Origin of the sequence: Streptomyces sp. 71268 (genome assembly GCF_029392895.1) — a bacterium.
GTDB lineage: Bacteria > Actinomycetota > Actinomycetes > Streptomycetales > Streptomycetaceae > Streptomyces.
In genome coordinates, this window is the sequence record NZ_CP114200.1 from 8266313 (window position 1) to 8289863 (window position 23551).

Genomic DNA, 23551 nt, shown 5'->3' on the forward strand with positions numbered 1-23551 from the left:
CCTGCGGCTTCCGCCGTCCCATCCGGGGCCAGCTCCGACGCGGTGCCCGCCCGGGGGTGGTCGCCCGCTCAGTGCTTGGCCCGACTGGGCTGAACCCGCTTGGGCTCGCCCGCCATCTTGGGGTGGTCCGGCGGGTACGGCAGGTCGCCGAGGCCGTGCTCGCGCTCGTCGCGGGCCGCCAGCTCCAGGGCCGCCTCCAGCCGGAAGGCGTGCTCGTCCAGGTCCGCATGCACGTCGCCTACCTCGGCGAAGCGGGCGGGCATGGTCGCCACGTCGAAGTCGCGCGGCCGGGCGTCGGCCACCTCCGACCAGCGCAGCGGGGCCGAGACGGGGGCGTGCGGCCGAGGGCGTACCGAGTACGCGCTGGCGATGGTCCGGTCCCGGGCTGTCTGGTTGTAGTCCACGAAGATCTTCGCGCCCCGCTCCTCCTTCCACCACGAGGTCGTCACCCGTCGCGGCGCCCGCCGCTCCAGTTCCCGGGCGATGGCGATGGCGCTCCGTCTGACCTGGACGAACGTCCACTCCGGCGCGAGGGGTACGTAGACGTGGAGTCCCCGGCCGCCGGAGGTCTTGGGCCAGCCGCGCAGGCCGAGCCCGTCCAGCACGTCACGCAACTCCTCGGCCGCCCGCACCGCGTCCTCGTAGTCCGTGCCGGGCTGGGGGTCGAGGTCGATGCGCAGCTCGTCGGGGTGGTCCGTGCTCGCGCGGCGCACCGGCCAGGGGTGGAAGGTCAGGGTGCCCAGATTGGCCGCCCAGGCCACGGCCGCCAGCTCCGTGGGGCAGATCTCGTCGGCGTACCGCCCGCTGGGGAAGGTGATGCGGCTGGTCGGAATCCACTCCGGCAGGTTGCGCGGCGCCCGCTTCTGGAAGAACGACTCCCCGGCTACCCCGTCCGGGTAGCGCTCCAACGTCGTCGGCCGGTCCCGCAGCGCGCGCAGCACCCCCGCGCCGACGGCCAGGTAGTAGCGCACCACGTCCTCCTTGGTGAACCCCCGCTCAGGGAAGTACACCTTGTCGGGGTGCGACACCCGCACCGTGCGCTCACCGACCGTGAGCTCCAGGGCCTTGGCCATGCCGCCACGCTAGGCCGGTCCCCGCCGGCGCGCCTGTCGGCACCGGGGGAGCGGCGGGCCGGGCCGCATGACCGCTCGGCGGGCGGGTGGCGGTGGGCGGCCGCACAATCCAGACATGGACCTACCGGTGATGCCGCCCGTGCGGCCGATGCTGGCCAAGCCCGCGGCGCAGCTCCCGCCCGGCCTGAGCTACGAGGCCAAGTGGGACGGCTTCCGGGCCATCGTCTTCCGCGACGGGGACGAGGTCGAACTCGGCAGTCGCACCGGCAAGCCGCTCACCCGGTACTTTCCCGAACTGGTCGACGCGCTGCGGGCCAACCTGCCCGAGCGCTGCGTCCTGGACGGCGAGATCGTCGTCGTCCAGGGCGACCGACTCGACTTCGAGACGCTGCTCAGCCGCATCCACCCGGCCGCGTCCCGGGTCAGGATGCTCGCCGAGACGGTCCCCGCCAGTCTGGTCGCCTTCGACCTGCTGGCGCTCGACGACCGCTCCCTGCTCGACGCCCCACTGACCGAGCGCCGCACGGCGCTCACGGGCGCGTTGCGCGCCGCGAGGCCCCCGGTGTACGTGGCGCCCGCCACCACCGACCTCGACCTCGCCCGCGAGTGGTTCGACCAGTTCGAGGGCGCCGGGCTCGACGGCGTGATCGCGAAACGGCCTGATCTTCCCTATCGACCGGGCGAGCGGGTCATGGTCAAGGTCAAGCACGAGCGCACCGCGGACTGCGTGGTGGCGGGGTTGCGCCCGCACAAGAGCGGCCCCGTCGTGGGCTCGTTGCTGCTCGGCCTCTACAACGACACCGGCCGACTCCAACACGTGGGCGTGTGCGCGTCCTTCCCGATGCGCCAACGCGAGGCCCTGATGACGGAACTGGCGCCGCTGCGCATGGCGAGCGCCGAGGGCCATCCCTGGGCCGACTGGGGCGAGGAGAGCGCCCACGCCCAGAACCGGATGCCCGGCGCGCCGAGCCGCTGGACCGGCGGCAAGGATCTGTCCTGGGTGCCGCTGCGCCCCGAGCGGGTCTGTGAGGTGGCCTACGACCACATGGAGGGGGACCGTTTCCGGCACACCACGCGGTTCCGGCGCTGGCGCCCCGACCGCTCGCCCGAGAGCTGTGGCTACGCCCAGTTGGAGGAGCCGCTCAGCTACGACCTGGACCGGGTGCTCGGCGCGTGAGCCCACCGCGGTGACGCCTGGAGCCCGGGGCGCGGCGTCAGGCGGAGTGGGCCGGTAGCGCCGCCCACACCGTGCGCCCCTGGCCCCGCTCCCCGTGGACCACGCCCCAGGTGTCGGCGAGGCTCTCCACCAGGAGCAGGCCGCGCCCGCTCTCGTCGCCTGTCGCGGCGTCCCTCGGCGTGGGCCGGGTGGCGCTCCCGCCCTGGTCGCGCACCTCTATGCGCAACTGCCCGGGTATCGCCTGCAGGACGCAGGCTATGGAGCTGCTGTCGGTGTGCACGACGGCGTTGGTGAACAGCTCGGAGATGACCAACTGGGCCATGTCGCGGGCGTCTTCGGATACCTGCTGGTAGGTGAGCCAACTGCGGACGCGGCGGCGGGCGTCGGAGACCGCCGCGCGTTCGGCCGGCAGGCGGAACACTTCGTGACGAGGTGCGCCCACGGTACGGGGCGACACGGGGAAGGGCGTCATTTCAGGAGCGATCACGGCCGTTCGCCTTCCAGGTGCCTGCGGGGGTGGGGGCGCGGTGGGGGAGGAGCACAGGGCGCGCGGGTCTCGGTAGGGTCGCCGAGCCACGACCGTGATGAGAGGGGTGACCACGTACCTATGATCGCTGCCTCCCCCAGTCAGCAAGGGGCATTATGCGAAATGCAGAATAGCGAGCGCAGTCTGTTGATGTCAGCCGAACCGTGGCACACTGCTGCGAACAAGCCATGTGCGGAGGTGGGATGTGGGTGAGGCGCGATCTGCCCCAACGGTTGGGCAGATAGTCCTCGGCATGCGGCTGCGGGACCTCCGGGAGAAGGCCGAGGTCTCGTACGAGCAGGCGGCGAAGGCGCTGCACGTCAACCAGACCACCGTGCGTCGCATGGAGAAGGCCGAAGTCGGGCTGAAGCTGCCGTACGTGGAGAAGCTGCTGCGTACCTACGGCATCCCGGACGAAGAGGTCAGCTCCTTCCTGCGGTTGGCCGAGGAGGCCAACCGGCCCGGCTGGTGGCACCGCTTCCGCGACGTGCTGCCGGACTGGTTCAGCCTCTACGTCAGCCTGGAGGGCGCGGCCAGCCTCATCCGCGCCTACGAACCGCACTTCGTCCCGGGTCTGTTGCAGACCCCCGAGTACGCGCGAGCCCTGCTGCGCGTCGGCTTCCCGCATGCCGACGACGAGGAGATCGAGCGCCGGGTGGCCCTGCGGATGGAGCGCCAACAACTCCTCACGAACCCCGAAGCGCCGCGGCTTTGGGCCATCGTGGACGAGACGGTGCTGCGCCGCCCGGTGGGGGACGCCGAGGTGATGCGTGGCCAGATCGACCGGCTGATCGAGTCGTTGGAGCTGCCGAACGTGACGCTCCAGGTCGTGCCGTTCAGCGCCGGGCCGCACCCGGGGATGTTCGGCCCCTTCCAGCTGTTCAGGTTCCGGGTGCCGGAACTGCCCGACGTCGTCTACAGCGAGGCCCTGACCAGCGCCTCGTACCTCGACGAACGCGCCGACGTGGCGGCCTACCTCGAAGCTCTCGACCGCATGGGCACCCAGGCCGTCCCAGCACCACGCACCGAGGCCCTCCTCGGTGACCTTCGCAAGGAGCTTTGACCGTGAACAAATCCGTGGCAGACACCGACCATGTCTACAACGGCATGCCCGCCAGCGCCCTCGGCAGCGAGGGCTGGCGCAAGCCGTGGAGCGGCCCCAACGGCGGCAGTTGCGTCGAAGTCATGAAGCTCGCCGACGGGCGGGTGGCCCTGCGCCAGTCGACCGACCCCGACGGCCCCGCGCTGATCTACACCGTGCGCGAGATAGAACAGTTCCTCCACGGCGCCAAGGGCGGCCAGGCGGACTTCCTTCTCGCCTGACGGCGAACCCGCACCACCCGTACCACCCGCACGCGAGCCCCTACCACCGCGGCCCAGCCCTCGACCACCCGCGGTGGCGACAGCACCAGGAACCGGAGGAACAGATGGCCGAAGTCGGTCGCGCAGCGAGCCGGATCGACACGAGCAAGCCGCATCCGGCGCGCATGTACGACTACTACCTCGGTGGCAAGGACCACTATGAGGTGGATCAGCAGGCCGCCGAGAAGGTCGTGGAGATCAACCCCGGCATCAAGATCTGCGCGGGCACCAACCGCCGCTTCATGCACCGGGCCACCCGCTACCTGGCCGCGGCCGGCGTACGGCAGTTCCTCGACATCGGCACGGGCATCCCCACCGAGCCCAACCTGCACCAGGTCGCCCAGAGCGTCGCCCCCGACGCCCGGGTCGTCTACGCGGACAACGACCCGATCGTGCTCACCCACGCCCAGGCCCTGCTGCGCAGCACCCGCGAGGGGCGCACCGCCTACATCCACGCGGACGTGCGCGAGCCGGAGAAGATCCTCGCCGCCCAGGAGTTGCGCGAGACCCTGGACATGAGCCAGCCGGTCGCGCTGTCGCTCAACGCGCTGCTGCACTTCGTGCCCGACGAGTTCCACCCCTACGACCTGGTGGAGCGCCTGGTCGCGGCGCTGGCCCCGGGCAGCTACCTGGTCCTCTCGCACGTCACCTCGGACTTCGCGCCCGACGTGTGGGCCCGCGTCGTGGACATCTACCACCGCGGCGGCATCCCCGCCCAGACCCGCTCGCGCGCGGAGGTCGAACGGTTCTTCACCGGCCTGGAGCTGGTCGAGCCCGGCGTCGAGGTGCCGCACCGGTGGCGGCCCGACGCCGAGACGGACGCGAACGTCACGGACGCTGACGTGTCGCTGTACGGCGCGGTGGCGCGCAAGCCCTAACACCGCCACCACACCGGGAGCGCGCCGCGCTCCCGCGCAGACGAGGACGCCCGCCTCGGGGGTGGCGGGCGTCCTCTTGGCGTACGCGGACAGCGACGGTCGGCGCGCGGCGGGCGCGCCGGCGGTCAGCGCGGGGTGTCCCGGCGCGGCAGGGCGCAGGCGGGCGTGCCGCCCGGCATCCGGTGGCGGTTGTTGGCCACCACCCGGTAGACGACGTGGCCGATCCAGCGCAGCGGCGGCAGGTTCACCAGCGCGCCCAGCGGTGCCCAACCGCGTCCCGCGCTGAGCAGGAGCTTGGCGACCGCCCTGACCCCGCCGTACACGGTGCCGTCCGGCGTGACCCACAGCACCTCGCGCTCGGCCCTCTCCCGCGTGGTGCCGAGTTCCCCCAGGTCGGCGAACTGCCAGGCCGTCACCTCGCAGCGGGGCCGGATGCGGCGTTCGGCGAAGGTCACGCAACTGGTGCAGAACGCGCAGTCGCCGTCGTAGATCAATACAGGTCGGGTCCGCATGCCCCCCATCATGCCCGCCGGTCGCGGGCGGCGCGCCCGGGGCCGCGCCGCGACGCGCGGGTCACGCGGGACGAGCCACGCGGGCGCGCCGTGAAGTGGAGCAGGTGGAACCGGCGCCTCCGTACAACCTCCGGCGCCCGTGGGCGGTCACCCGAGGTGATCGACAGCTCAAACCAACCCCACGGAGCGGCGAACCGGAGCTGAACACCAGACGCCAGCCGTCCCGCGCCCAGCGGAGGACACCATGCGCCAACGCCCCCTCGCCCTCGCCGCGGCCCTGACCGCCATCGCGGCGACCACCGCGCTCACCCTGCCCACCGCGCACGCCGCCCCGCGACGCGAGGCCGCGCCCTACGACCTGAACGGCGACGGCTTCCCGGACGTGGTGGTCGGCGTGGCCAACGGCACCGTCGGCGGCCACCAGCAGGCCGGTTACGTCGCCGTCGTGCCCGGTTCGGCCACCGGGCCCGCGACCGGGCAGCGCTGGACGGTCAGCCAGGCCGGCACCGGGGTGCCCGGAGCCCCCGAGCCCTTCGACCAGTTCGGCGCCCACCACGCCAGCGCCGACCTCGACCGCGACGGCTACGCCGACCTTCTGGTCTCCGTGCCCGGCGAGGACGGGCCGACCGAGGACGCCGGCCGCGTCGTCATCCTCTGGGGCGCCGCCGACGGCCTCGGTGAAGCCACCAGCGTGCCCGGCGGCGCGACCTACGGCCGGACCGGCGGTCACGGCCTGGCCGTCGCCGACGTCGACGGCGACGGGGCGCTGGACATCGTCACCGCCGACGACGGCGAGGAGTTGGCCACCCTCTCGCTCGCCCGTGGCCCCTTCGCGCCGGGGCGGACCCCCGCCCCGCTCGCCCGGGTGGCGGACACCGGGATCACGCACTTCAGCAGCGTGGTGGGGCTCGCCGTCGGGGACCTCGACGGCGACGGCCGCGACGACGTGGTGGCGCCCTGGCGCGGCTCGGAGGGCGACGGCACCGCCATGCTGCGCGGCACGCCCGACGGCCTCGCCCGCGAGCGCGCCTGGCACCACGAGACCGGCGGTCAGTCGGTCGCGGCCGGCGACTTCGACCGTGACGGCTACGCCGACCTGGCCGTGGGCGGCGCCCACAGCGTCGGCCCCGACGACCCGGACTGGGAGCCTCGGTACCCCGTCGCGAGCGGCGTCGGCGGCACGGTACGTGTGCTCTACGGCGGGCCCAAGGGGCCGGCCGGCAGCCGAGAGCCCGCCGACCTCAGCCAGGAGACGCCGGGCGTGCCGGGCACCGGCACGGGCGAGAGCGAGCGCGGCGACGACTTCGGGTTCGCGGTCTCGGCCGCCGACGCCGACGCGGACGGACACGCCGACCTGGCGGTCGGCGCGCCGGGAGAGGCCGCCGGGACCAGGACCGGTGCCGGCCGCGTCACGCTGCTGTACGGCTCGCCCACCGGTCTGCGCGCCGACCGCTCGTACGGCGTCCACCAGGACGCGCCCGGGGTGCCGGGCAGTAGCGAAGCCGGGGACGCCTTTGGCGCGAAGGTGGTGTTGCGCGACACCGACGGCGACGGGCGCTGTGACCTGCACGCCGCGGCGACGGGCGAGGACGGTGGCGACGGCCGCGTGTGGTCACTGTCCCGGGAGACCGAGGACGGTGCCGTCACCGGGGTGGGTTACAGCGCGGCCAGCCTGGGTCTGCCGGCGCCGACCCGGGGCCTTGGGTTCGGGCGCGGTCTGGGGAACTGACCACCGGCCGACGCCACCTGGGACCATGGCGGCCCGCTGGTGGCGAGGCGAGGCCGGGGCGGGTCAGGGTGCGGGCCGGGCCGCGGACGAGGGCCGGGCGGCCTGGCTCGCGGTGGTCAGCGCGCCCCGGCACAGGACGCGCTCCGGGGCGCAGTCCGGACAGGGGCGGGTGCCGGGCGTGGCCAGGAGCGCCAGCGCGGCCTCCGTCGTGACCAGGTCCGCGCAGTCGGAGGCGGCCCGACACGTGTCGCGGTGCAACACCAGCCAGTTGCCGCCGGCCGCGCTCGGCGCGGACTCGTGGACCCGCCACCAGCCCGCTCCGGCGTCCTCCTCGACGTGCATGGGTACACCCCTCCCGGTCAGACGGCTCGTTGACATCGGTGCGTGAGAGCGATGCCTCGCATGGAAGCGATGCTTGTTGCTGCGGGGAGGTGGATCAAGTACCCACAAAAAAGTGCGTGCGTGGCATCGGGCGATTCGGCCAGTCACGGCCTGGCGTGCGCCCGCAGTTGGGCCACGGCGTAGGCACGGCCGCCCAGGGTCAGCGCCCGCACGGCGTAGGCCGCCACGCGCTGCGTCGGGTTGAGGCGCTCCATCACGCCGTGCTCGCGCACCAGCGACCAGCCGGGGGTGTGCTGGGCCAGCCCGGCGCCGTTGCGGACGCCGAAGAGGAAGCGGGCACCGGTGGCCTTCACGATCGGGTGGCGGTCGCTGTGGGCGAGCTTGGGGTGGAAGTAGTCGGCGGCCAACTCCGTGCCGGGGCCGAACGCGGCGTGCGCGGCGTCGAGGCAGGTCCGCACGCCGTCCGGGTCGAGGTACATCAACACCCCCTCGGCCAACACCAGTACGGGACCGTCGGTGCCTGGCAGGCCCCGCGCCCAGTCGGGGTCGGTGATCGAGGTGGCGCGCAGGGCGATGTCCTCGTCCGGAAGCAGCCGCCGCCGCAGCGCGATGACCTCCGAGGTGTCCACGCCGACCCAGCGCACGCCCGGGGCGCGCTCGGCCAGCCGGTGGTTGCGGGTGCACAGGCCGATGCCGGCGGAGACCACCGTGGCAGTGGGGTGTTCGGCCACGAACGCCTCGGTCAGCGCGTCGAACACCATGCCGCGGTGCAGCCCGCCCAGCATGTTCGGCCGGTCGCGGATCACCTCGGGGTCGGCGTACCCGGTGCGGGCCAGGAGGTCGGCGGCGAGCGGGTCGCGGAAGGAGGACCTGGGTACGAACCGCGCGGCGTGCGCGCGGGCGTACAGGGGCGTTAACAGGGTGCGCGCCACGCCGTCGAGGCCGTGCGCGGTAGGGGAATCCGCCATCTCCGTAGGCTCACCCCGGCGTGCGGGCCCGTCAAGGCCCTGACCGGCCACGCATCGCCCCCAGCGACCGGGCGGGCGCGCAGGGTGTCGACGGGCGAGGGTGCCGCGGCCGGCGCGGACCCGAGCCCGCGGCGGGGGCGCACGCTCCCGCGTCACGCGGGCCACAACGGGCCCGTGCGGGCTGAGGGGGACACCCGGCGATGCCCGCGACGCGCGCCCCCGTACTGTGAGACCCGCGCGGGGTGGTCGGGCGTGTCCGCCCATCCCGGCCGGGCGCGCGACGCCGGCCGGGGCGCGAGAGCCCGCGCGTTCGCAAGGCCCCCAGGCGGCCCGCCCCGGAAGGAGCCCCACACCGTGCGCCCCTCACCCACCTGTGTGCTCAGCGACGACGGTCCGGCGCGCGTGCGGAACGGGCACGACCCCGATCGGTACGTGGAGATCGGCTCCCTGACCAAGGTCCTCACCGGCACCGCCCTGACGCGTCTGGCGGTGGCCGGGGTGCTCGGCCTGGAGGACCCGGTGGAGCGGTGGTTGCCGGTGCCGCCGGGTACCGGGATCACCTTGCGACACCTGGCCGACCACACCTCCGGCCTGCCCCGGTTGCCCCCTGGCCTCGGCGGCCGGGACCCGTACGCCTCCTTCGACGACGCCGCGCTGCGCGGGCTGTTGACCAGGCTTGGCACGCTGACCGAGGGCGAACCCGGGGCCCGGGAGGAGTACTCCAACTTCGGCTACGCCGTGCTCGGCGCCGCGCTGGTCGCCGCGACGGGCCAACCCTACGAGCAGGTCGTACGCGACCACGTGCTGGACCCGCTCGGCATCGAGGCGATGGCCGTGCACCCGCCGGCGGGTCAGGCCCTGCGCGCCACCGGCCTCTTCGGCCGCCCGCGCGCGTCGTGGACCATGGATGGCGCGATCCTGCCCGCCGGCGGCATGTGGGCCACCCCGCGCGCGGCGGCCCGTCTGGTCACCGGGCTGCTCGTGGACCGTGAGCTGGGGACCCCGGCGGTGACCTGGCGCCACACCAAGGGCGTGACCTGGCACAACGGCGCCACGCGCGACGCCTCGGTGTTCGCCGGCGCGCTGCCGGACGGGCGGTGGGTCCTCGTGCACCGCCTCGGTGGCGCGCACGCGGACACCGACGCCGAGGGCGTGCGCCACCTGACCCGGCACACGGCGGATTGACCGGGCGACGCACGCCGGGCCCGCCACGGCCGCGAGCCGCGACGGGCCCGAGGTGGACGCGCGTCACCACGGGGGCAGCCGCGAGCTGGAACACGGCGCGCGGCAGGCGCCCCGGCTAGCAGATGGGCACGCCGGGCAACTGGGCCGCCGGGTGGTCGACGTAGATGTTGGAGATGAAGCCACCCTGGTCGCGGAGCTTGCTCCACCAGTTGTTGGTGTACCCCTCGGCGGTGACGGTGCTGCCCTGCTTCTGGCAGACGACCGTCACGTTGGTCGGCCCGGGCAGGACGCCCACCACGGGCGAGTTGAGGTAGGCGTCGGCGCGTACCCGGATGTCCGACCCCCAGGTGCGGAAGTTGCCGCCGCTGCCGCCACAGCCGTTGTCGCTGGTCAGATACGACTGGTGGTACTGCGACGGGTAGGGCAGGCCCGCTCCGCCGATGACGATGTTCTGGCCCACGCCGTTGAGCAACTGCTCGTAGTGGATGTGCGCGCCCGAGGAGTGCCCGGTGCTGCCGGTCACGCCGATCTGCTGGCCCTGGCTCACGGCGGCGCCGCTGGGCACGGAGTAGGAGGCCAGGTGGAAGTAGTACGTCTTCCAGCCACCTCCGTGGTCGATCACGATGTAGTTGCCGGCGCCGCTCGGCTGCGACATGCGGGTGGCCGTCCCGGACACGGACGCCAGCACGGGCGTGCCCGCCGTCGAACCGCCGTCCGCGCGCACGAAGTCGAGCGCGCGCCGCACCTCGGCGGAGTGGTGGCTGTAGGTCCACTTCTGGCCACAGGGGAACGGCGCCCGGAAGTTTGGCGCCGCCGCGAGCCGCGTACCGTCGCCGGACGTCTGCGTGGCGTGGGCGGGGGCGCTCAGGAGCGCGCCGATCGTGGCCACGACGGCCACCAGCAGCGACACCGTGCGCGAGCGTCTGTAGTGCATCGAGATGACTCCTTCGTCGAACCGGGGGAGGCGGGTCGGTGCCGTCGGGCGCGGCGGTCCGACGGGCGTCGATCACGTGTACCACCGCCGCGCCGCGCCGCACACCCCGCGCGGTGGCCCCGACTCCACTTCGCCCGCTGCCCGCCGCCTCCGGTTTCGGCGCCGTTCGCCGCTGCGGACGCGAACCGCGCGGCGAACCACGCGGCGAACCACGCGGTCAACGAGCAACGGAAGCGAGCCGTCCCCAGTCCCTTGCAGCGGGCCGTCCGCAGTCCCTTGCGGGGCGGGCTCCCGGCGGGAGCCGCCGCATAGGAGTACGCACCGGGCACGTTCTCCGACTCCATGTCGCCCTCGGCGACTGATCCCCTACGATGCGCACCGAGCCTGACGGGCAGTCAGCGCCACGATCCACCCATGCCATACGAGGAGACCCGCATGAACCGAAGGGGCGCCATCGCCAGCGCGCTGAGCACCGCCGTCATCGTGGTGGCCATGCCCGCCGCGAGCGCGGCGCAGCCGGCGCCGGAGCGACCCGCGGAGCGCCGCCCGGCCGCGTCGGCCAGCGCCGGCACACAGTGGCGACAGCCGTGCACCGGTGCCTACCAGGGCGACACCCGACTGGGCCCGGAGCGGCTGCCGCGACTGTGGCAGTTCCCGGTGGGCCCGCTGGTGTTCGGGTACCAGCGCACCGGCAAGCTCTCCCCGGACGCCTTCCTCAAGAAGTACTGGGAGGGCCCGGCCGACAAGGGTGGCTGGAAGTATCCGCCCAACGACGGCTTCGCCGAGGTCAACGGCAAGGTCGACAAGCGGCGCGCGGAGCTGCGGCCGGGCCAGCGGCTCGACCGGTTCGGCTCCGAGTACGGCGGCTACCTCGCGCCCGCGGGCGACCACTACGCCAAGCGCGCCCTGCCACCGCAGAACCTCAACACGCGCGACGCCGCCTTCCCCTGCGACTACCACGTGTACAAGGTCACCAGGAAGTTCACCGTCTGGCAGGGCAAGATCGCGCCCTGGTTCGAACAGCCGGGCGGCGGCCAGCAGATCAAGCTCGACCCGACCCTCCTCGACCCGGGCCAGGGACAGCGGCTGAACGTCAAGTGGCTGCTCGACAACGGCTATCTCGCCTCGGCCAAGCGGTAGCCGACCGTGGACCGTCGCGCGTTGCGCGAGGCCCTGCGCGCGGCGCGGGTGAGCGATGACCACTACTGGATCGAGGGTGTGCACGAACCCGTGCCCACCCCCGTGGACCATCTCTTCCTGCGCGGGGACGAACAGGGCGGCTGGCGGGTCGGCGCGTACGAGCGCGGCACGAGCGAGGTCATCGCCGTACACGGCGACGAGGCGACGGCCTGCGCCCACCTGTGGGCGCTGCTGACCTGAACCGCCCGCGCGCCGGCGCGCCCCGACCGAGCCGTGGCCGGTCGGAGCGCGCCGGCCGCGGCTCGGGAGGCCGCGGGGCGCTCTGGACCTCTCAGAGGATGTCGACCGACGCGCTCGGCTCCAGCCGGCGGCGGCAGTCGAGGACGTAGAGCGCGTGCCGCGGGATGGCGGCGTAGTCGAACGCGTCGTGGTCGGTCAGCAGCACCACCGCGTCCGCCGCGGACAGTTCGGCCGGGCCGAAGTCCACCCGGCGCACGCTGTTGTCCACCGTCACCGACTCCACGACGTGCGGATCGGCCGCGTGCACCTCGGCGCCGAGGCCGATCAGCAGCTCCGCGACCCTGAGCGCCGGCGACTCGCGGGCGTCGCCGGTGTTGGCCTTGTACGCCAGGCCGAGCAGCAGCACCCGGGCACCGTTCAGCGAGCGACGGCGCGCGTTGAAGGCGAGCAGCAGCCGCTGCACCACGTGGTCCGGCATGTGGTTGTTGATGTGGTTGGCCAGCTCCACGAAGCGGAAGCGGCGGCCGAGCGTGCGGTGCACCCGCCAGGACAGGTACTCCGGATCGACCGGCAGACAGTGTCCGCCCACTCCGGGCCCCGGCGTGAACCGCATGAAGCCGAACGGCTTGGTCGCCGCCGCGTCCAGCGCCTCCCACACGTCGATGCCCAACTCGTGGGCGTACATGGCGATCTCGTTGACGAGCGCGATGTTCACGTGCCGGAAGGTGTTCTCCACCAGCTTCGACAGCTCGGCGACCTCCGGGGTGCGCACCGGCACCGTCGTCTCGGTGATCGAGTCGTAGAAGGCCCGCACCGCCGCCAGCGACGCCTCGTTGACGCCCGAGACCACCTTCGGCGTGTTGCCCAGGTGCCAGGTGGGGTTCCCCGGGTCGATGCGCTCGGGGCTGTACCCGAGGAAGAAGCCCTCGCCGGCCACCAGTCCCGAGTCCTCCTCCAGGATCGGGCCCACCAGCTCGGCGGTGGTACCCGGGTACGTGGTGGACTCCAGCACGACCGTGACGCCGGGCCGCAGCCGGCTCGCGAGCAGGCGCGCGGCCTCCTCGACGTACGACAGGTGGGGCACCCCGTCCTTGAGCGGCGTCGGGACGGTGATGACGGCGATGTCGAAGCCGTCCAGCTCGGCCGTGTCGGCCGTCGGCAGGTAGCTGCCGGCCTCCAACAGCGCGGCCAACTCGGCACTGGGCACGTCCTCGACGTAGGACTCGCCGGCCAGCAGCCGCTTCACCCGCTCGCCGTCGATGTCGTAGCCGACGACCCGGTGCCCGGCGCGGGCTGCCCGTACGGCCAGCGGCAGGCCGACGTAGCCCTGGCCCAGTATCGCGATCTTGCTGCTCACGGATCGGTCCTCCTGTGGACGGCGGTGCGTACGGGCGAGCTGTGGTCAGCGGAAGAAGGCGGCCACGGCGTCCGCGACGCGGCTCACCTGGGCCTGGTCGAGCTGGGGGTGCAGGGGCAGGGCCAGGTGCCCGGCGCTGGCCTGCTCGGCGCCGGGCCAGCGCGCCCCTGGCGGGGCGTACGGGGCGAAGGCGGGGAGGCGGGGGAGGGGCAGCGGGTAGTAGACCCGGGTGCCGATGCCGTGGGCCGCGAGGTGGCGGGCCAGCGCGTCGCGGTCCTTTGTCCGCACGGCGTAGACGTAGTGGCACTGCTCGGCGCCCGGAGCCGGCGCGCTGAGACCGTGCTCGCGCAACGGCGCGAACCGCTGGCTGTAGTACGCGCTGATCCGCGCCCGGCGCGCGATGCGCGCGTCCTGGGTCGCCAGCCGGGCGAGTTGGAATCCGGCCTGTATCTCGTCGAAGCCGCTGTACGGGCCGAGCCCGTGGTGCGCGGAGCGGCGTTCACCCTCCCGGCCGTGGTCGCGCAGCTCGCGCACGGTGCGGGCGAGCCCCGGGTCGTCGGTCAGTACGGCCGCGCCCTCGCCCGGCATCCCGAAGGGCTTGGCCGGAAAGAACGAGTACAGGCCGAGCCGGCCCCAGGTGCCCGCGGCGCGCCCGGCCAGCGTCGCGTCCTGTGCGACGGCCGCGTCCTCGATGACGGTCAGCCCGTGCGCCGTGGCCAGCCTCGTCACCTCGGGCATGTCGGCCATGGTGGTGAAGGTGTGCGCCGGCACGACCGCCCGGGTGCGCGCGGTGAGCCGGCGCGCGACGTCGGCCACGTCGATGACCATCGTCACCGGGTCGACGTCGGCGAAGACCGGCACGGCGCCCACCCCCAGGACGGTGCTCGCCAGCGGCTCGGCCCCGAACGCGGGCACGACCACCTCGTCCCCGGGGCCGACCCGCGCCGCCCGCAGCGCCAGGCCGAGTGCCGAGGTGCCGCTGGCGCAGGCGATCACGTCACCGGTGCCGACGCGCAGCCGCAGCCGCCGCTCCAACTCGGCCGTGCGACGGCCGAGGACGAAGCGCTGGTCGGGATCGGTGGCCACCTCCCGCACGATCTCCAGCAGGAGTTCGCGGGCGTCGGCGTCGAGGAGCGAGCCGCTGTAGGGCACCGGGGCCACGTCGACCGCGGGGGCCGAGTCCACCACACTCATCACAGGGCACCTTCCGGAGCGAAGGAACGGACGGCGGCACACACGTCCGCCACCTGACGCAGGGTCAGGTCCGGGTAGAGGGGCAGCGCGAGCACGTGTTCGGCGGCCTCCTCGGCGTTCGGGAAGTCCCCTCGCCGGTGACCGAGGTCCGCGAAGCAGGGCCGCAGGTGTGGCGGGCGCGGGTACGCCTCGGTGCTGATCCCGACCCGCGCGAGGTGGGCCGCCAGCCCGTCCCGGTCGTCCACCTCGATGGCGTACACCGAGAAGACCGGATCGACGTGGGCCCGCGAGCCCCGCACGACCTCGGGCAGCCGGCGCACGCCGGGCGCGCCGCGCAGTTGCCGGGTGTACGCGGCGGCCAATTCCGCGCGGCGGCCGATGTCGGCCTCGATCTCGGCCAGCCTGCCGAGCAGCACCGCCGCCTGGACGTCGTCCATCTTGGCGTTGGTGCCCAGGAGTTCGCCCTGCCTGGCCACCTCGGCGGCGGCCGCTCGCCGGCTCGCCGTGCCCTGGCTCACCGCCGCCGACGGGGCCGTGCGGCCGTGGTCGCGCAGCGCGCGCACGCGCGCGGCGAGCGCGTCGTCCCGGGTGAGCACCAGGCCCGCGTCGCCCAGCGCGCCGAGTGTCGTGGTGGGGCACAGCGACACCGCGCCGCCCGCGCCGATCAGCCCCGTGTGCACGCCCGCCCAGCGCATCCCCAGGCTCCGCGCGCCGTCCTCGAACACCAGCAGCCCGTGGCGCGCGGCGATGTCCGTCACCTCGGCGAGGTCGGCCGGCTGACAGAACACGTGCGCCGGCAGTACGGCCCTGGTCCGCGTGGTGATCGCCTTCTCGACCGAGGCGGGGTCGATGCCGTAGGTGAGGGGGTCGACATCGGCGAAGACCGGGCGGGCGCCCACCAGCGCCACCGACGCGGCCGGCGCGGCGAACGCGAACGCCGGCACCACCACCTCGTCGCCGGGCCCGATCCCCGCCGCGCGCAGCAACAACACGAGGGCGTCGGTGCCGTTGCTCACCGCGATGGCGTGCCGAGCACCGGTGTAGGTACGCAACGCGGCCTCGAGCTCGGCGGTCTTGGGTCCGTTCGAGTAGACCCCGGAGTCGAGCACGTCTTCGATCTGTCGGCGTACGGAAGGCCACAGCCGTTCGAACGAGGCCGCCTGGGTGAAGAACGGGACTCCGGTCGGGGCCGCTGTCCCGGGGCTTCCGGGAATGCTTTCCGTCACTCTCCTGCCCATGTCTCTCCATTCGTAGTACCCACTTTCGAAAATAGGCGGCACACGAGTTGTCAGGGATAGCAATCCGCAGGCAATGACATGGCAGATTCAGTGCCGCACATGTCACTCTCGGACAGAGTTCTGTGTCTTTTCGACCCCTCAATTGCTGTCTGGACAGGCCGTCTTGACCGGTGTGTTGTCCACCCTTGATGGTGGATAGTGTTTCCGACTTCCAGGCCGGGGGGCGCTTTCCCATATGGACACCCGCAGAAGATTCGGCTTTGCCGGGCCAGGGGATTCTCACCGGTCGACCAGTCGAACAGTGGCGCGGGCAAAACGGCGGTGGTCGCCCGTCGTGCCCGCTTCCGTCGCCCGCCGCGCGACCCTTTCGCCGCCGGTCCGTCGTGCGGCGCGGCATGCTCGTCGCTGACCCGTCGACCGCGCGCGGCTGGCGCGTCCCAGCGCGCGCGGGCGCCCCCGGGCGCCACGGCCCCCGCGCGCCCCCGTCAGCCGCCGCCCCGCTGTTCGAGGCGTCCGGACGGACACGCCGCCCCGCCCGTGCGCGTGGGGCGTGCCGCCGGTCGGCCACACCGGTGATCGCAGAGAGGAACCCCAAACATGACCGTGTCACCGATGGCACCCGTGGCCACCCCTACCGGCCGCGGCGCCCAGGCCAGGGCCCGGATTCTCGCCCGTACCGAAACCCGCCTCGACGCCCTGCTCGCCGCCGAGCGCGCGCAGTGGGCCGGCGTGGACGCGCGCGCCATCGCTCCCGTCGAGAGCGTCGGCCAACTCGTCCGCGCGGGGGGCAAGCGCCTGCGACCGGCCTTCTGCGCGGCCGGATTCCTGGCCGCCGGCGGCGAGGAAACCGACACCCGGGTGGTGGAGGCGGCCGCCGCCGTCGAGCTGCTGCACGCCTTCGCCCTGATCCACGACGACGTCATCGACGACTCGCCGTTGCGCCGCGGCGAACCCACCGCCCACGTCCGCGCCATCGAGCAGCACCGCGCCCTCGGCTGGCACGGCGAGGCGCGCCGCTACGGCGAGGGTGTCGCCGTGCTCGCCGGCGACCTCGCGCTCTCGTACGCGATGCGGCTCGCCCAGGAGCTACCGGCCACCGCGCGCGGGGTCTGGGGAGAGCTGGTCACCGAGATGATCGTGGGCCAGCACCTGGACGTGGCCGTGGCCGCCGAGGGGGTCGCCGACACGCGGCTGTCCGAGTACATCGCCAACGCCAAGTCCGGGCGCTACAGCATCCGCCGCCCGCTCGAACTCGGCGCCGCCATCACCGGAAACACCACCCTGGCCGCGACGTTCGAGGCGTACGGCGCCGCGCTCGGCGAGGCGTTCCAGCTCCGCGACGACCTGATCGACGCCTTCGGCGACGCGGACGTGGCGGGCAAGCCGGTGGGCGCCGACGCCGAGAACAACAAGATGACCCTGCTGATGAGTCTGGCCGTCGGGCGCAGCGAGCGGGTGCGGGACCTGGTCTCGGCCGGCGGCCGGGACGAGACGGCACTCCGTGCGGAGATCGCGGCCATCGACGTACGCGCCGAGGTGGAGCGGCGCATCGACACGCTGGTCGACCAGGCTCGTGAGGCCCTGGCGAACGCGCCGCTGCCCCAGGAGTGGCGCGAGGAACTGGCGGGCATGGCGGTCGCCGTCGCCTACCGCGACAAGTAGCCGCCGCGCGTGGCAGCGGGGCCCGGCAGCACACCTCCCGAGCCCCGTTCCACGTCACCGACACACCCGCGTCACCGACACACCCACGTCACTGACGCTCGCGCGCCGTCGCCCCGCCCCCGCAACCGCCTCACCACGGCGTCCAGGGGGCGGCCCGCCGGGCCGGCGCGGAGGGGGCCGGCCGGCGCCCCGCCCCGTGTCGGCGCGGGGCGGGCGCGTCAGACCACGCGCGGCAGCCCGCCCGACGCGCTGAGGTCACCGTCGGCCGTGGCGCGGGCGCTGAGCACCCGGTTGGCCACCTGGACCCGCGAGGTGCAGTCGAGCTTGCGCATCACCTTGCGCAGGATGTTCACGGCCGTCCACTCGGCGGTCCCGAGGCGCCGCGCCACCTCGCGGTTGGTCAGCCCCTCCGCGACCAGCGCCGCCACCTCCTGCTCGCGCCGGGTCAGGGTGTCCGCCGCCGGTGGGGCCTGGGGCGCGGAGGGCGGCGGGGCCAGCGGCGTCAACGCGAGTGCCACCGCCTCGTGCGCGCCGAGCCGCGCGCCGGACCGGCTGTGCTCGTCGAACGCGGCCTCGCCCAGACGCTGCCCGGCCTGTGACAGCAACCCCTGCCGGGCGGACTCCGGCAACCGCACCGGCAACCCGCCGGCGCCCTCCTCCAACACACCCGCCGCGGCGAGGAGTTGGGCCGCCCGTTCCCAGGCACCGGTGGTCCGGCCGTGCCGGCGCACCAGCAGGTCGGCCGAGACGTGCAGCGCACAGGCGAGGGCCGGAAGGTCACCGAGTTCGCGCAGCACCAGCAGCGCCTGCCGTGCCATCCGCTCGGCGCTCGCCGGCACCTCGCCCTCGGCCAGCAACCCGGCGAGCACCAGCTTGCCGAGCGCCGCCCGCCGCGCGTCGCCGATCTCCTCGAAGCGCAACACCGCGTCCTGCCCGTACTGCACCGCCGCGGACGTGTCGCCCAGGTCCCGACGGACCTCGGCCAGGCGCCCGGTCGCCGAGGCCACGCCGTGCGCGTCGGACAGCTCCCGGTGCTCCGCCACCACGTCGGCCAGCAGGGCCTGGGCGCCACAGAGGTCGCCCTGGGCGTGGGCGAGGCGCGCCAGCAACTCCCGGACGGCGACCGCGCCGGCCCGGTCGCCGTCCGCCCGGTACTGCGCCAGCGCCGCCCGCAGATCCTCCCGCGCCTCCAGGTACCGGCCGCCCAGCAGGCGCGTCTCGCCGAGCGCCGCCCGCAGCGCGGCCCGCACGTGGCCGGTGGTCGCCCCGGCGGCGCACGCGGCGCCCAGCCGGGCCGCGGCCTCCCGTACCTCGCCCCGGATCAGCCAGTACGGCAGCGTTGTCGCGGCCAACTCGCCCGCTCCGTCGCCGTCCCCCACGCGCACCAGGTGGTCCAGGGCCGCCAGCGTGTCGCGGTGCCCGAGTGCCAGCCTGGCCAGCGTCGCGGCCTGCCCCGGCCCGCTCAGCCGTGGCAGCGTGGCCCGGGCGCGGCGCAGCACGTGCGCGGCGTGCCGGTTCCTGATCGACTCCAGGGCCCCCTCATCGGAGAGCTGCTCCACGGCGTACGCGCGCGAGGTGCGCAGCATGCGGAATCTGATGCTGCCGTCGGGCTGTTCCCGTGGCAACAGCAGGCTGCGGTCGACGAACTCCTCCAGGGCCGACCGGGCCTCGTACACCGAAAGGCCCAGCACCTCGGCGGCCTGCGCCCCGTCGAAGGAGGAGGCGAAGACCGCCAGCCGGCGCAGGACGGCGCGGCGGTCCGGGTCGAGCACCGCCCAACTGTGCTCCACCGCCTCGTAGACGCTCAGGTGCCGCGACATGGTGTCGGCCGCGGTGCCGCGCAGCGCGCCGCACGAGCGGTCGAGTTCCTCGAGGAGCGCGCGAGGCGAGGAGACCTTGAGGCGGGCCGCGGCGAGTTCGAGCGCCAACGGCAGCCCGTCCAGCCGCACGCACAACTGGGCGACCGCGTCCCGGTTCTCCTCGGTCAGCTTGAAGCCGGGCCGTACGGCGCGGGTGCGCTGCACCAACAGTCGCACCGAGGCCACCTCCGCGAGCGGGCCCGTGGCCCCGGCGGAGCCGGGCACGGCCAGCGGGGCGAGCTGGACGCGCCGCTCGCCGTAGACCCCCAGCACCTGGGTCGCCACGGTCAGCACGCACAGCCGGGGCGCGCGGCCGGCGAGATCGGCCACCAGATCGGCCACGTCCCGGGTCGGGCGTGAACCGCAGTCGAGTACGAGCAGGAAGTCGAGATCGGTCAGGGGCGGATCTCCGTCGGCGGCCGGGCCGTCGCCGCACAGCGCGGCCCGCACCGCGCCGGCCAGGTCCTGGCGCTGGTCCTCGAGGTCCAGGTAGCACCCACCGTCCCGGAAGGCGCTGACCACGTCGTCGGCGACCACCGTCGCCAGGCGGGTCTTGCCGACGCCGGCGGGGCCGGTGAGGGTGAGCACCTGGGTGTCCCGGGCCAGGATCTGCGCTCTCAGCCGGGCTACCTCGTCATCTCGGCCCACCAGCGGTGACAGTGGTCGTCGGCTGGAACCGGTCGCGACCGGTTCCGAGGTGAAGCCGTCCTGCTGCGCGTGAGTGCCTGCCTGCACCATGCGGCTCCTTCCGTTGGGGCCCGCGGGAACTTCCACGCTGGTCGGCCAACGGTTGCAGGCAGCGGCAAAAGCCCGGTCAAGGGTCGTGAAACGCGCAGGTAGAGGCGCCTTTTCGCGTCACGCCCGATTCGCTCGCGGTTTCTGTGGATCTCAGGCCAACCACGAGCGCCGGTCATCAAAAGCCGTGCTGCGCGCACCCTACTAGGCCCCGGAAACCGGCCCCCAACCGGGGGGTGCGTTACGCCGTTTGGCCAGCTCATGAGACATGTCGGGGGCGCGTTGGGGGACGCGGCGGCGCACGGGTACGCCGAAGGCCCCGGCGCGCGCGGGCGCGCTGCCGGGGCCTTCGGCTCCACGGTGGTGCCAGCGGCCCCTCGCGGGCCGCCTTGACCGATCGTTAGGCGGTGCGCGACAGCAGCCGCTCGGCCGCCCACTCGCCCGACTGCACCGCGGCCTCACTGGAGGGCCGCTGGTAGACCCAGTCGCCCGCGTACTCCACCGCGCGCGCCGCGCGGCCGACGAAGGCGCTCTGCAACCGCAGCGCCTGCGGCGACGCCTCCGGCGACGCGTACGGGAAGCGGTGCACGAACGCCTGCCGCAGCGCCGCGCCAAGCCCCGGCGCGTACCGCTCGGCCCGCGGCACCAGCGCCGCCAACACCTCCTCGTCCGGCGCGTCGAGCAACTCCCGCGTCGCCCGCCGCGCGGTGAGGATGCTGACCAGGCCGCGGCCCGCGGGGGCCCGGTTGGCGGCCTTGGCGTGCTCGAACGTCACCCCGCTGACATAGCCGTCCTCCACCTCCGGCACCAGCACGGCGTAGACCGAGGGCGTGCCGCGCCGCTGCGGCGGCATCAGCGGGCGGTCCACCAGGCAGGTGATGCGCATCATCGGCGTGTACGAGGCCGCCTGGAGGAAGGGCGCCTCGTCCGCGGGCGCGCCCGGCCGCAGCTTGTCCGCCAGCGGCGCCGGCACCGCGAGCACGACCTCGCGCGCCGTCACCGTCTGCCCGTCGGCGAAGACGAGGGTGACCCCGGCGTCGGTGTCCTTCACCTCGGTGACCGCCCGCCCGGTACGCACGTCCAGGCGCTCGGCCACCGCGCGGGCCAGCGAGTCCATGCCGTCCCGGTAGGTGCGCCAGCCCAGCAGGCCGCGCGTGGAGAGCATGGTGGACACCAGCGGGCCCGCGCACGAGCGGTGCGGATCCCACGCCCAGGCGGTGGCCACCGCCGGCTGCAACACGTAGTCGTACAGCTCGCGGTCGCGGCCCGCGGCCAGGCTGGCCACCGTCCGGGTGGCCAGCGGGCTCTGCCCCGGGTGCAGGGTGTCGAAGCCGCCGGCCGAGCCCGCGATCTCACCCACCAGCGAGCTGAGCGCCATCCGGCCGCCGAGCGAGAGCCCGGAGCCGCTGAGCGCCCCGAACCAGTGGCCGGTGCCCGCGTGGGCGCGCCCGTTCCGCCACACGCCGGCCAGGCTGGTGACCTTGCGGACCCCGCCGTTCCGGTCGAGCCCGACCGACCTGATGAGCCGCCAGGTCGCGTCGTAGCCGGCCGCCGCGAGCGTCTCGGTGCCCTCCTCGACGATCCAGCCGTCCACCCGGCGGGCCTTCATCCGCCCGCCGACCGCCTCCTGCGACTCGAAGACGACCGGCCGGCGGCCCGCCTCCCGCAGCCGGTAGGCCGCGGTGAGGCCGGAGATCCCCGCACCCACGACGGCGATGTCCACATCGGCCAGGTCCTGCGCCATGCCGTTCCCTTCCCTTTCCTCGTCCACACCGCGCGACGCGCCTCGTGCCCCGCGCGCCCTGCCCGTACGCCACTCGCTCGGCTACGTCCAGCGTCCGGTGCCGTACGCGCTCGCCTCGCCCAACAGGCGCTCCCGCAGCTCCATCCGGCGCACCTTGCCGGTGCTGGTGCGCGGGAACTCGTCCCACTCCAAAAGGCGCGGGTCGGCCATCCGGGGCAGGTCGGCGGTGGCCCGCTGCCAGGCCGCCTGGTCCCAGGAGCCGTCCCGGGTGCACACCACCGGCAGCGGCAGCTCGCCCGGTACCCCGATCACCGCGGCCTCGGTCAGCCGCGGCAACCGGTCGGCCAGCACGTCCTCCAGCTCGATGCAGCTCATCCCGGGGATCACGTCCACCTCGCGGTCGAGCAGCCGGAAGGCACCGGTCCTGCCGCGCACCGCCCAGTCGCCGGTGTTCCACCACTTGCCCTCGGCCTTGAGCTGCCAGCGGTCCTCCTCGCCGAGGTAGCCGACGCAGCGGCCGTGGGTGCGCGAGAGCACCACGCCGGGCGTGCCGTCGGGCACCGGCCGCAGCGTCTGCGGGTCCACCACCTTCATCCCGGTGAAGCCGGGGATCGGGCGGCCGACGTCGCGGATGGTGGGGTGCCGGTCGCCCTGGGCCTCCAGGTCGCGCCGGGCCAGCAGTCGGAAGGTCATCGGGCCGGTCTCGGACTGCCCCCAGCCCTGCAACCAGGTCGGGAAGCGCCGCTGGCTGGCCCGCAGGAACGTGCGCACCGTCGGCGGGTGCATCGCGTCGAAGGTGCTGACGTAGACCCGTACGTCCGTGAAGACGTGGTGCGGCTTCTCCGTCAGCGGCTCCCAGCCCACGTAGGTGGCGGGCAGCGCCTCCAGGTAGTTGGGCCGGTGGCGGCGGAACATCCGCTCAGCGGTGGCCGGTTCGCCGTCGGTGAGGATCAGCGCGTGCTTCGGCTCCAGCCGCAGCGTCCCCGCGCTCCAGGTGATCATCCGCATGTGGTTGTAGGCGATGGCCGTGGCCACCGTGTCCCGGTGCTTCATGCCGACGATGGGCCACGGCAGCGACTCGGTGCGGCTGAGGTGCCCCATGATCGTGTCCGCCGAGTGCACCACGAGCTTCGGCACGCCGGTGGTGCCCGAGGTGTGGGTGGCCACCATCGGCTCGTACGAGGCGGCCCGCACCGTGCCCGGCACCCGCGCGCCGCGGAACTCGTCCACGTGCGTCGCGCCGTCGGCGGGGCCGTCGATGGTCACCACGCGCGGGGCGAACGCGGTCACGTCCACGCCGGCCGCGGCGGCCGAGCGCACGATCTCACCCGTGGTCACCAGCACCCGGGCGTCAGCCCGCTTGAGCACCGTCTGGAGCGTGTCCGGCGGCAACGACCCGGCCACCAACACCGGCAGCGCGCCCACCCGCGCCGCGGCGGCGGCCAACAGCAGGTAGTCCCAGTGGTTGTCCTTGGCGATCGCCACCCGGGCGCCGGGCCGCGCCCCCGCCTCGTACAGCCACGCCGACGCCTCCGCCACCAGGTCGGCGAGCTGCTGCACCGTGTACTCCGCCCCCCGCTCGGGGGCGATGTCGAAGGGCCGGCTCAGGTGGAAACGGGTGCGCCGACCCCGTTCCGCGTGGCTCTCGAACAGCGAACCCAGGCCCGAGGGCCTGCTCTTGCCACTCATGACTCTC

The 23551-nt window shown here is 74.0% G+C and carries 21 protein-coding genes; 9 read left to right on the forward strand and 12 right to left on the reverse strand.

What is annotated here, in order from left to right; all coding sequences use genetic code 11:
- Positions 1-68: 68 nt before the first annotated feature.
- Positions 69-1073 (reverse strand): non-homologous end-joining DNA ligase, encoded by a 1005-nt coding sequence (gene ligD / locus OYE22_RS32880; RefSeq protein WP_277323844.1) that lies wholly within the window; start codon positions 1071-1073, stop codon positions 69-71.
- Between the two features lie 115 nt (positions 1074-1188).
- On the opposite strand from ligD, the gene OYE22_RS32885 reads away from it, so the two are divergent.
- Positions 1189-2250, forward strand: a complete 1062-nt coding sequence (locus tag OYE22_RS32885) for an ATP-dependent DNA ligase (protein WP_277323845.1) — start codon at positions 1189-1191, stop codon at positions 2248-2250.
- 37 nt (positions 2251-2287) lie between these two features.
- Here OYE22_RS32885 and OYE22_RS32890 read toward each other — a convergent pair whose 3' ends face one another.
- Positions 2288-2737: an ATP-binding protein gene (locus tag OYE22_RS32890; protein WP_277323846.1), complete on the reverse strand. Its 450-nt coding sequence runs from the start codon at positions 2735-2737 to the stop codon at positions 2288-2290.
- 244 nt (positions 2738-2981) lie between these two features.
- Here OYE22_RS32890 and OYE22_RS32895 point away from each other — a divergent pair, with 244 nt between their 5' ends.
- The 3 genes from OYE22_RS32895 (at position 2982) to OYE22_RS32905 (ending at position 5016) form a co-directional block, all read left to right on the forward strand.
- On the forward strand, positions 2982-3839 hold the full coding sequence (locus OYE22_RS32895) for a helix-turn-helix transcriptional regulator (protein WP_277323847.1): 858 nt from the start codon (positions 2982-2984) through the stop codon (positions 3837-3839).
- 44 nt (positions 3840-3883) lie between these two features.
- Positions 3884-4099 carry a DUF397 domain-containing protein gene (locus tag OYE22_RS32900; protein ID WP_176165787.1) on the forward strand — a complete coding sequence of 72 codons (216 nt, stop codon included), beginning with the start codon at positions 3884-3886 and terminating at the stop codon, positions 4097-4099.
- 104 nt (positions 4100-4203) lie between these two features.
- Positions 4204-5016, forward strand: a complete 813-nt coding sequence (locus OYE22_RS32905; protein WP_277323848.1) for an SAM-dependent methyltransferase — start codon at positions 4204-4206, stop codon at positions 5014-5016.
- Positions 5017-5141: 125 nt separating this feature from the next.
- Here the strand turns inward: OYE22_RS32905 and OYE22_RS32910 are convergent, their stop codons facing one another.
- Positions 5142-5528 (reverse strand): DUF393 domain-containing protein, encoded by a 387-nt coding sequence (locus OYE22_RS32910; protein ID WP_277323849.1) that lies wholly within the window; start codon positions 5526-5528, stop codon positions 5142-5144.
- Positions 5529-5772: 244 nt separating this feature from the next.
- Between OYE22_RS32910 and OYE22_RS32915 the strand changes: the two genes are divergently transcribed.
- Positions 5773-7257 carry an FG-GAP and VCBS repeat-containing protein gene (locus tag OYE22_RS32915; RefSeq protein ID WP_277323850.1) on the forward strand — a complete coding sequence of 495 codons (1485 nt, stop codon included), beginning with the start codon at positions 5773-5775 and terminating at the stop codon, positions 7255-7257.
- A gap of 63 nt (positions 7258-7320) precedes the next feature.
- Here OYE22_RS32915 and OYE22_RS32920 read toward each other — a convergent pair whose 3' ends face one another.
- Positions 7321-7599, reverse strand: a complete 279-nt coding sequence (locus tag OYE22_RS32920; RefSeq protein ID WP_277323851.1) for a DUF6233 domain-containing protein — start codon at positions 7597-7599, stop codon at positions 7321-7323.
- A gap of 143 nt (positions 7600-7742) precedes the next feature.
- Entirely contained in the window at positions 7743-8567 is an 825-nt protein-coding gene (locus OYE22_RS32925) for a class I SAM-dependent methyltransferase (RefSeq protein WP_277323852.1), read from the reverse strand.
- 354 nt (positions 8568-8921) lie between these two features.
- On the opposite strand from OYE22_RS32925, the gene OYE22_RS32930 reads away from it, so the two are divergent.
- Positions 8922-9752: a serine hydrolase domain-containing protein gene (locus OYE22_RS32930; protein WP_277323853.1), complete on the forward strand. Its 831-nt coding sequence runs from the start codon at positions 8922-8924 to the stop codon at positions 9750-9752.
- A gap of 115 nt (positions 9753-9867) precedes the next feature.
- On the opposite strand, the gene OYE22_RS32935 is transcribed toward OYE22_RS32930, so the two are convergent.
- Positions 9868-10686 (reverse strand): M23 family metallopeptidase, encoded by an 819-nt coding sequence (locus tag OYE22_RS32935; RefSeq protein WP_277323854.1) that lies wholly within the window; start codon positions 10684-10686, stop codon positions 9868-9870.
- A gap of 435 nt (positions 10687-11121) precedes the next feature.
- Here OYE22_RS32935 and OYE22_RS32940 point away from each other — a divergent pair, with 435 nt between their 5' ends.
- The gene (locus tag OYE22_RS32940; protein WP_277323855.1) at positions 11122-11826 is read left to right on the forward strand and encodes a TNT domain-containing protein; all 705 of its coding nucleotides are present in this window, start codon (positions 11122-11124) and stop codon (positions 11824-11826) included.
- Positions 11827-11832: 6 nt separating this feature from the next.
- The gene (locus OYE22_RS32945; RefSeq protein WP_277323856.1) at positions 11833-12066 is read left to right on the forward strand and encodes a hypothetical protein; all 234 of its coding nucleotides are present in this window, start codon (positions 11833-11835) and stop codon (positions 12064-12066) included.
- Positions 12067-12157: 91 nt separating this feature from the next.
- Here the strand turns inward: OYE22_RS32945 and OYE22_RS32950 are convergent, their stop codons facing one another.
- From OYE22_RS32950 to OYE22_RS32960, 3 genes are read right to left on the reverse strand one after another with little or no spacing between them, the layout of a single operon-like run.
- Positions 12158-13423, reverse strand: a complete 1266-nt coding sequence (locus OYE22_RS32950) for a nucleotide sugar dehydrogenase (RefSeq protein WP_277323857.1) — start codon at positions 13421-13423, stop codon at positions 12158-12160.
- A gap of 45 nt (positions 13424-13468) precedes the next feature.
- Positions 13469-14617, reverse strand: a complete 1149-nt coding sequence (locus OYE22_RS32955; protein WP_277323858.1) for a DegT/DnrJ/EryC1/StrS family aminotransferase — start codon at positions 14615-14617, stop codon at positions 13469-13471.
- Complete coding sequence (locus tag OYE22_RS32960; protein WP_277323859.1) at positions 14617-15855, reverse strand: DegT/DnrJ/EryC1/StrS family aminotransferase; 1239 nt, start codon at positions 15853-15855, stop codon at positions 14617-14619. The genes OYE22_RS32955 and OYE22_RS32960 overlap by 1 nt, the downstream gene beginning before the upstream one ends.
- A 597-nt stretch (positions 15856-16452) precedes the next feature.
- Here OYE22_RS32960 and OYE22_RS32965 point away from each other — a divergent pair.
- The gene (locus OYE22_RS32965; protein WP_277323860.1) at positions 16453-17517 is read left to right on the forward strand and encodes a polyprenyl synthetase family protein; all 1065 of its coding nucleotides are present in this window, start codon (positions 16453-16455) and stop codon (positions 17515-17517) included.
- Between the two features lie 218 nt (positions 17518-17735).
- Here the strand turns inward: OYE22_RS32965 and OYE22_RS32970 are convergent, their stop codons facing one another.
- The 3 genes from OYE22_RS32970 to OYE22_RS32980 all read right to left on the reverse strand — a co-directional run bounded on the left by OYE22_RS32970 (position 17736) and on the right by OYE22_RS32980 (position 23544).
- Complete coding sequence (locus OYE22_RS32970) at positions 17736-20114, reverse strand: LuxR C-terminal-related transcriptional regulator (RefSeq protein WP_277323861.1); 2379 nt, start codon at positions 20112-20114, stop codon at positions 17736-17738.
- A gap of 397 nt (positions 20115-20511) precedes the next feature.
- Positions 20512-21855: an FAD-dependent oxidoreductase gene (locus tag OYE22_RS32975; RefSeq protein WP_277323862.1), complete on the reverse strand. Its 1344-nt coding sequence runs from the start codon at positions 21853-21855 to the stop codon at positions 20512-20514.
- Positions 21856-21936: 81 nt separating this feature from the next.
- A complete protein-coding gene (locus OYE22_RS32980) occupies positions 21937-23544 on the reverse strand; it encodes an AMP-binding protein (protein ID WP_277323863.1) in 1608 nt (535 codons plus the stop codon).
- Positions 23545-23551 lie beyond the last annotated feature (7 nt).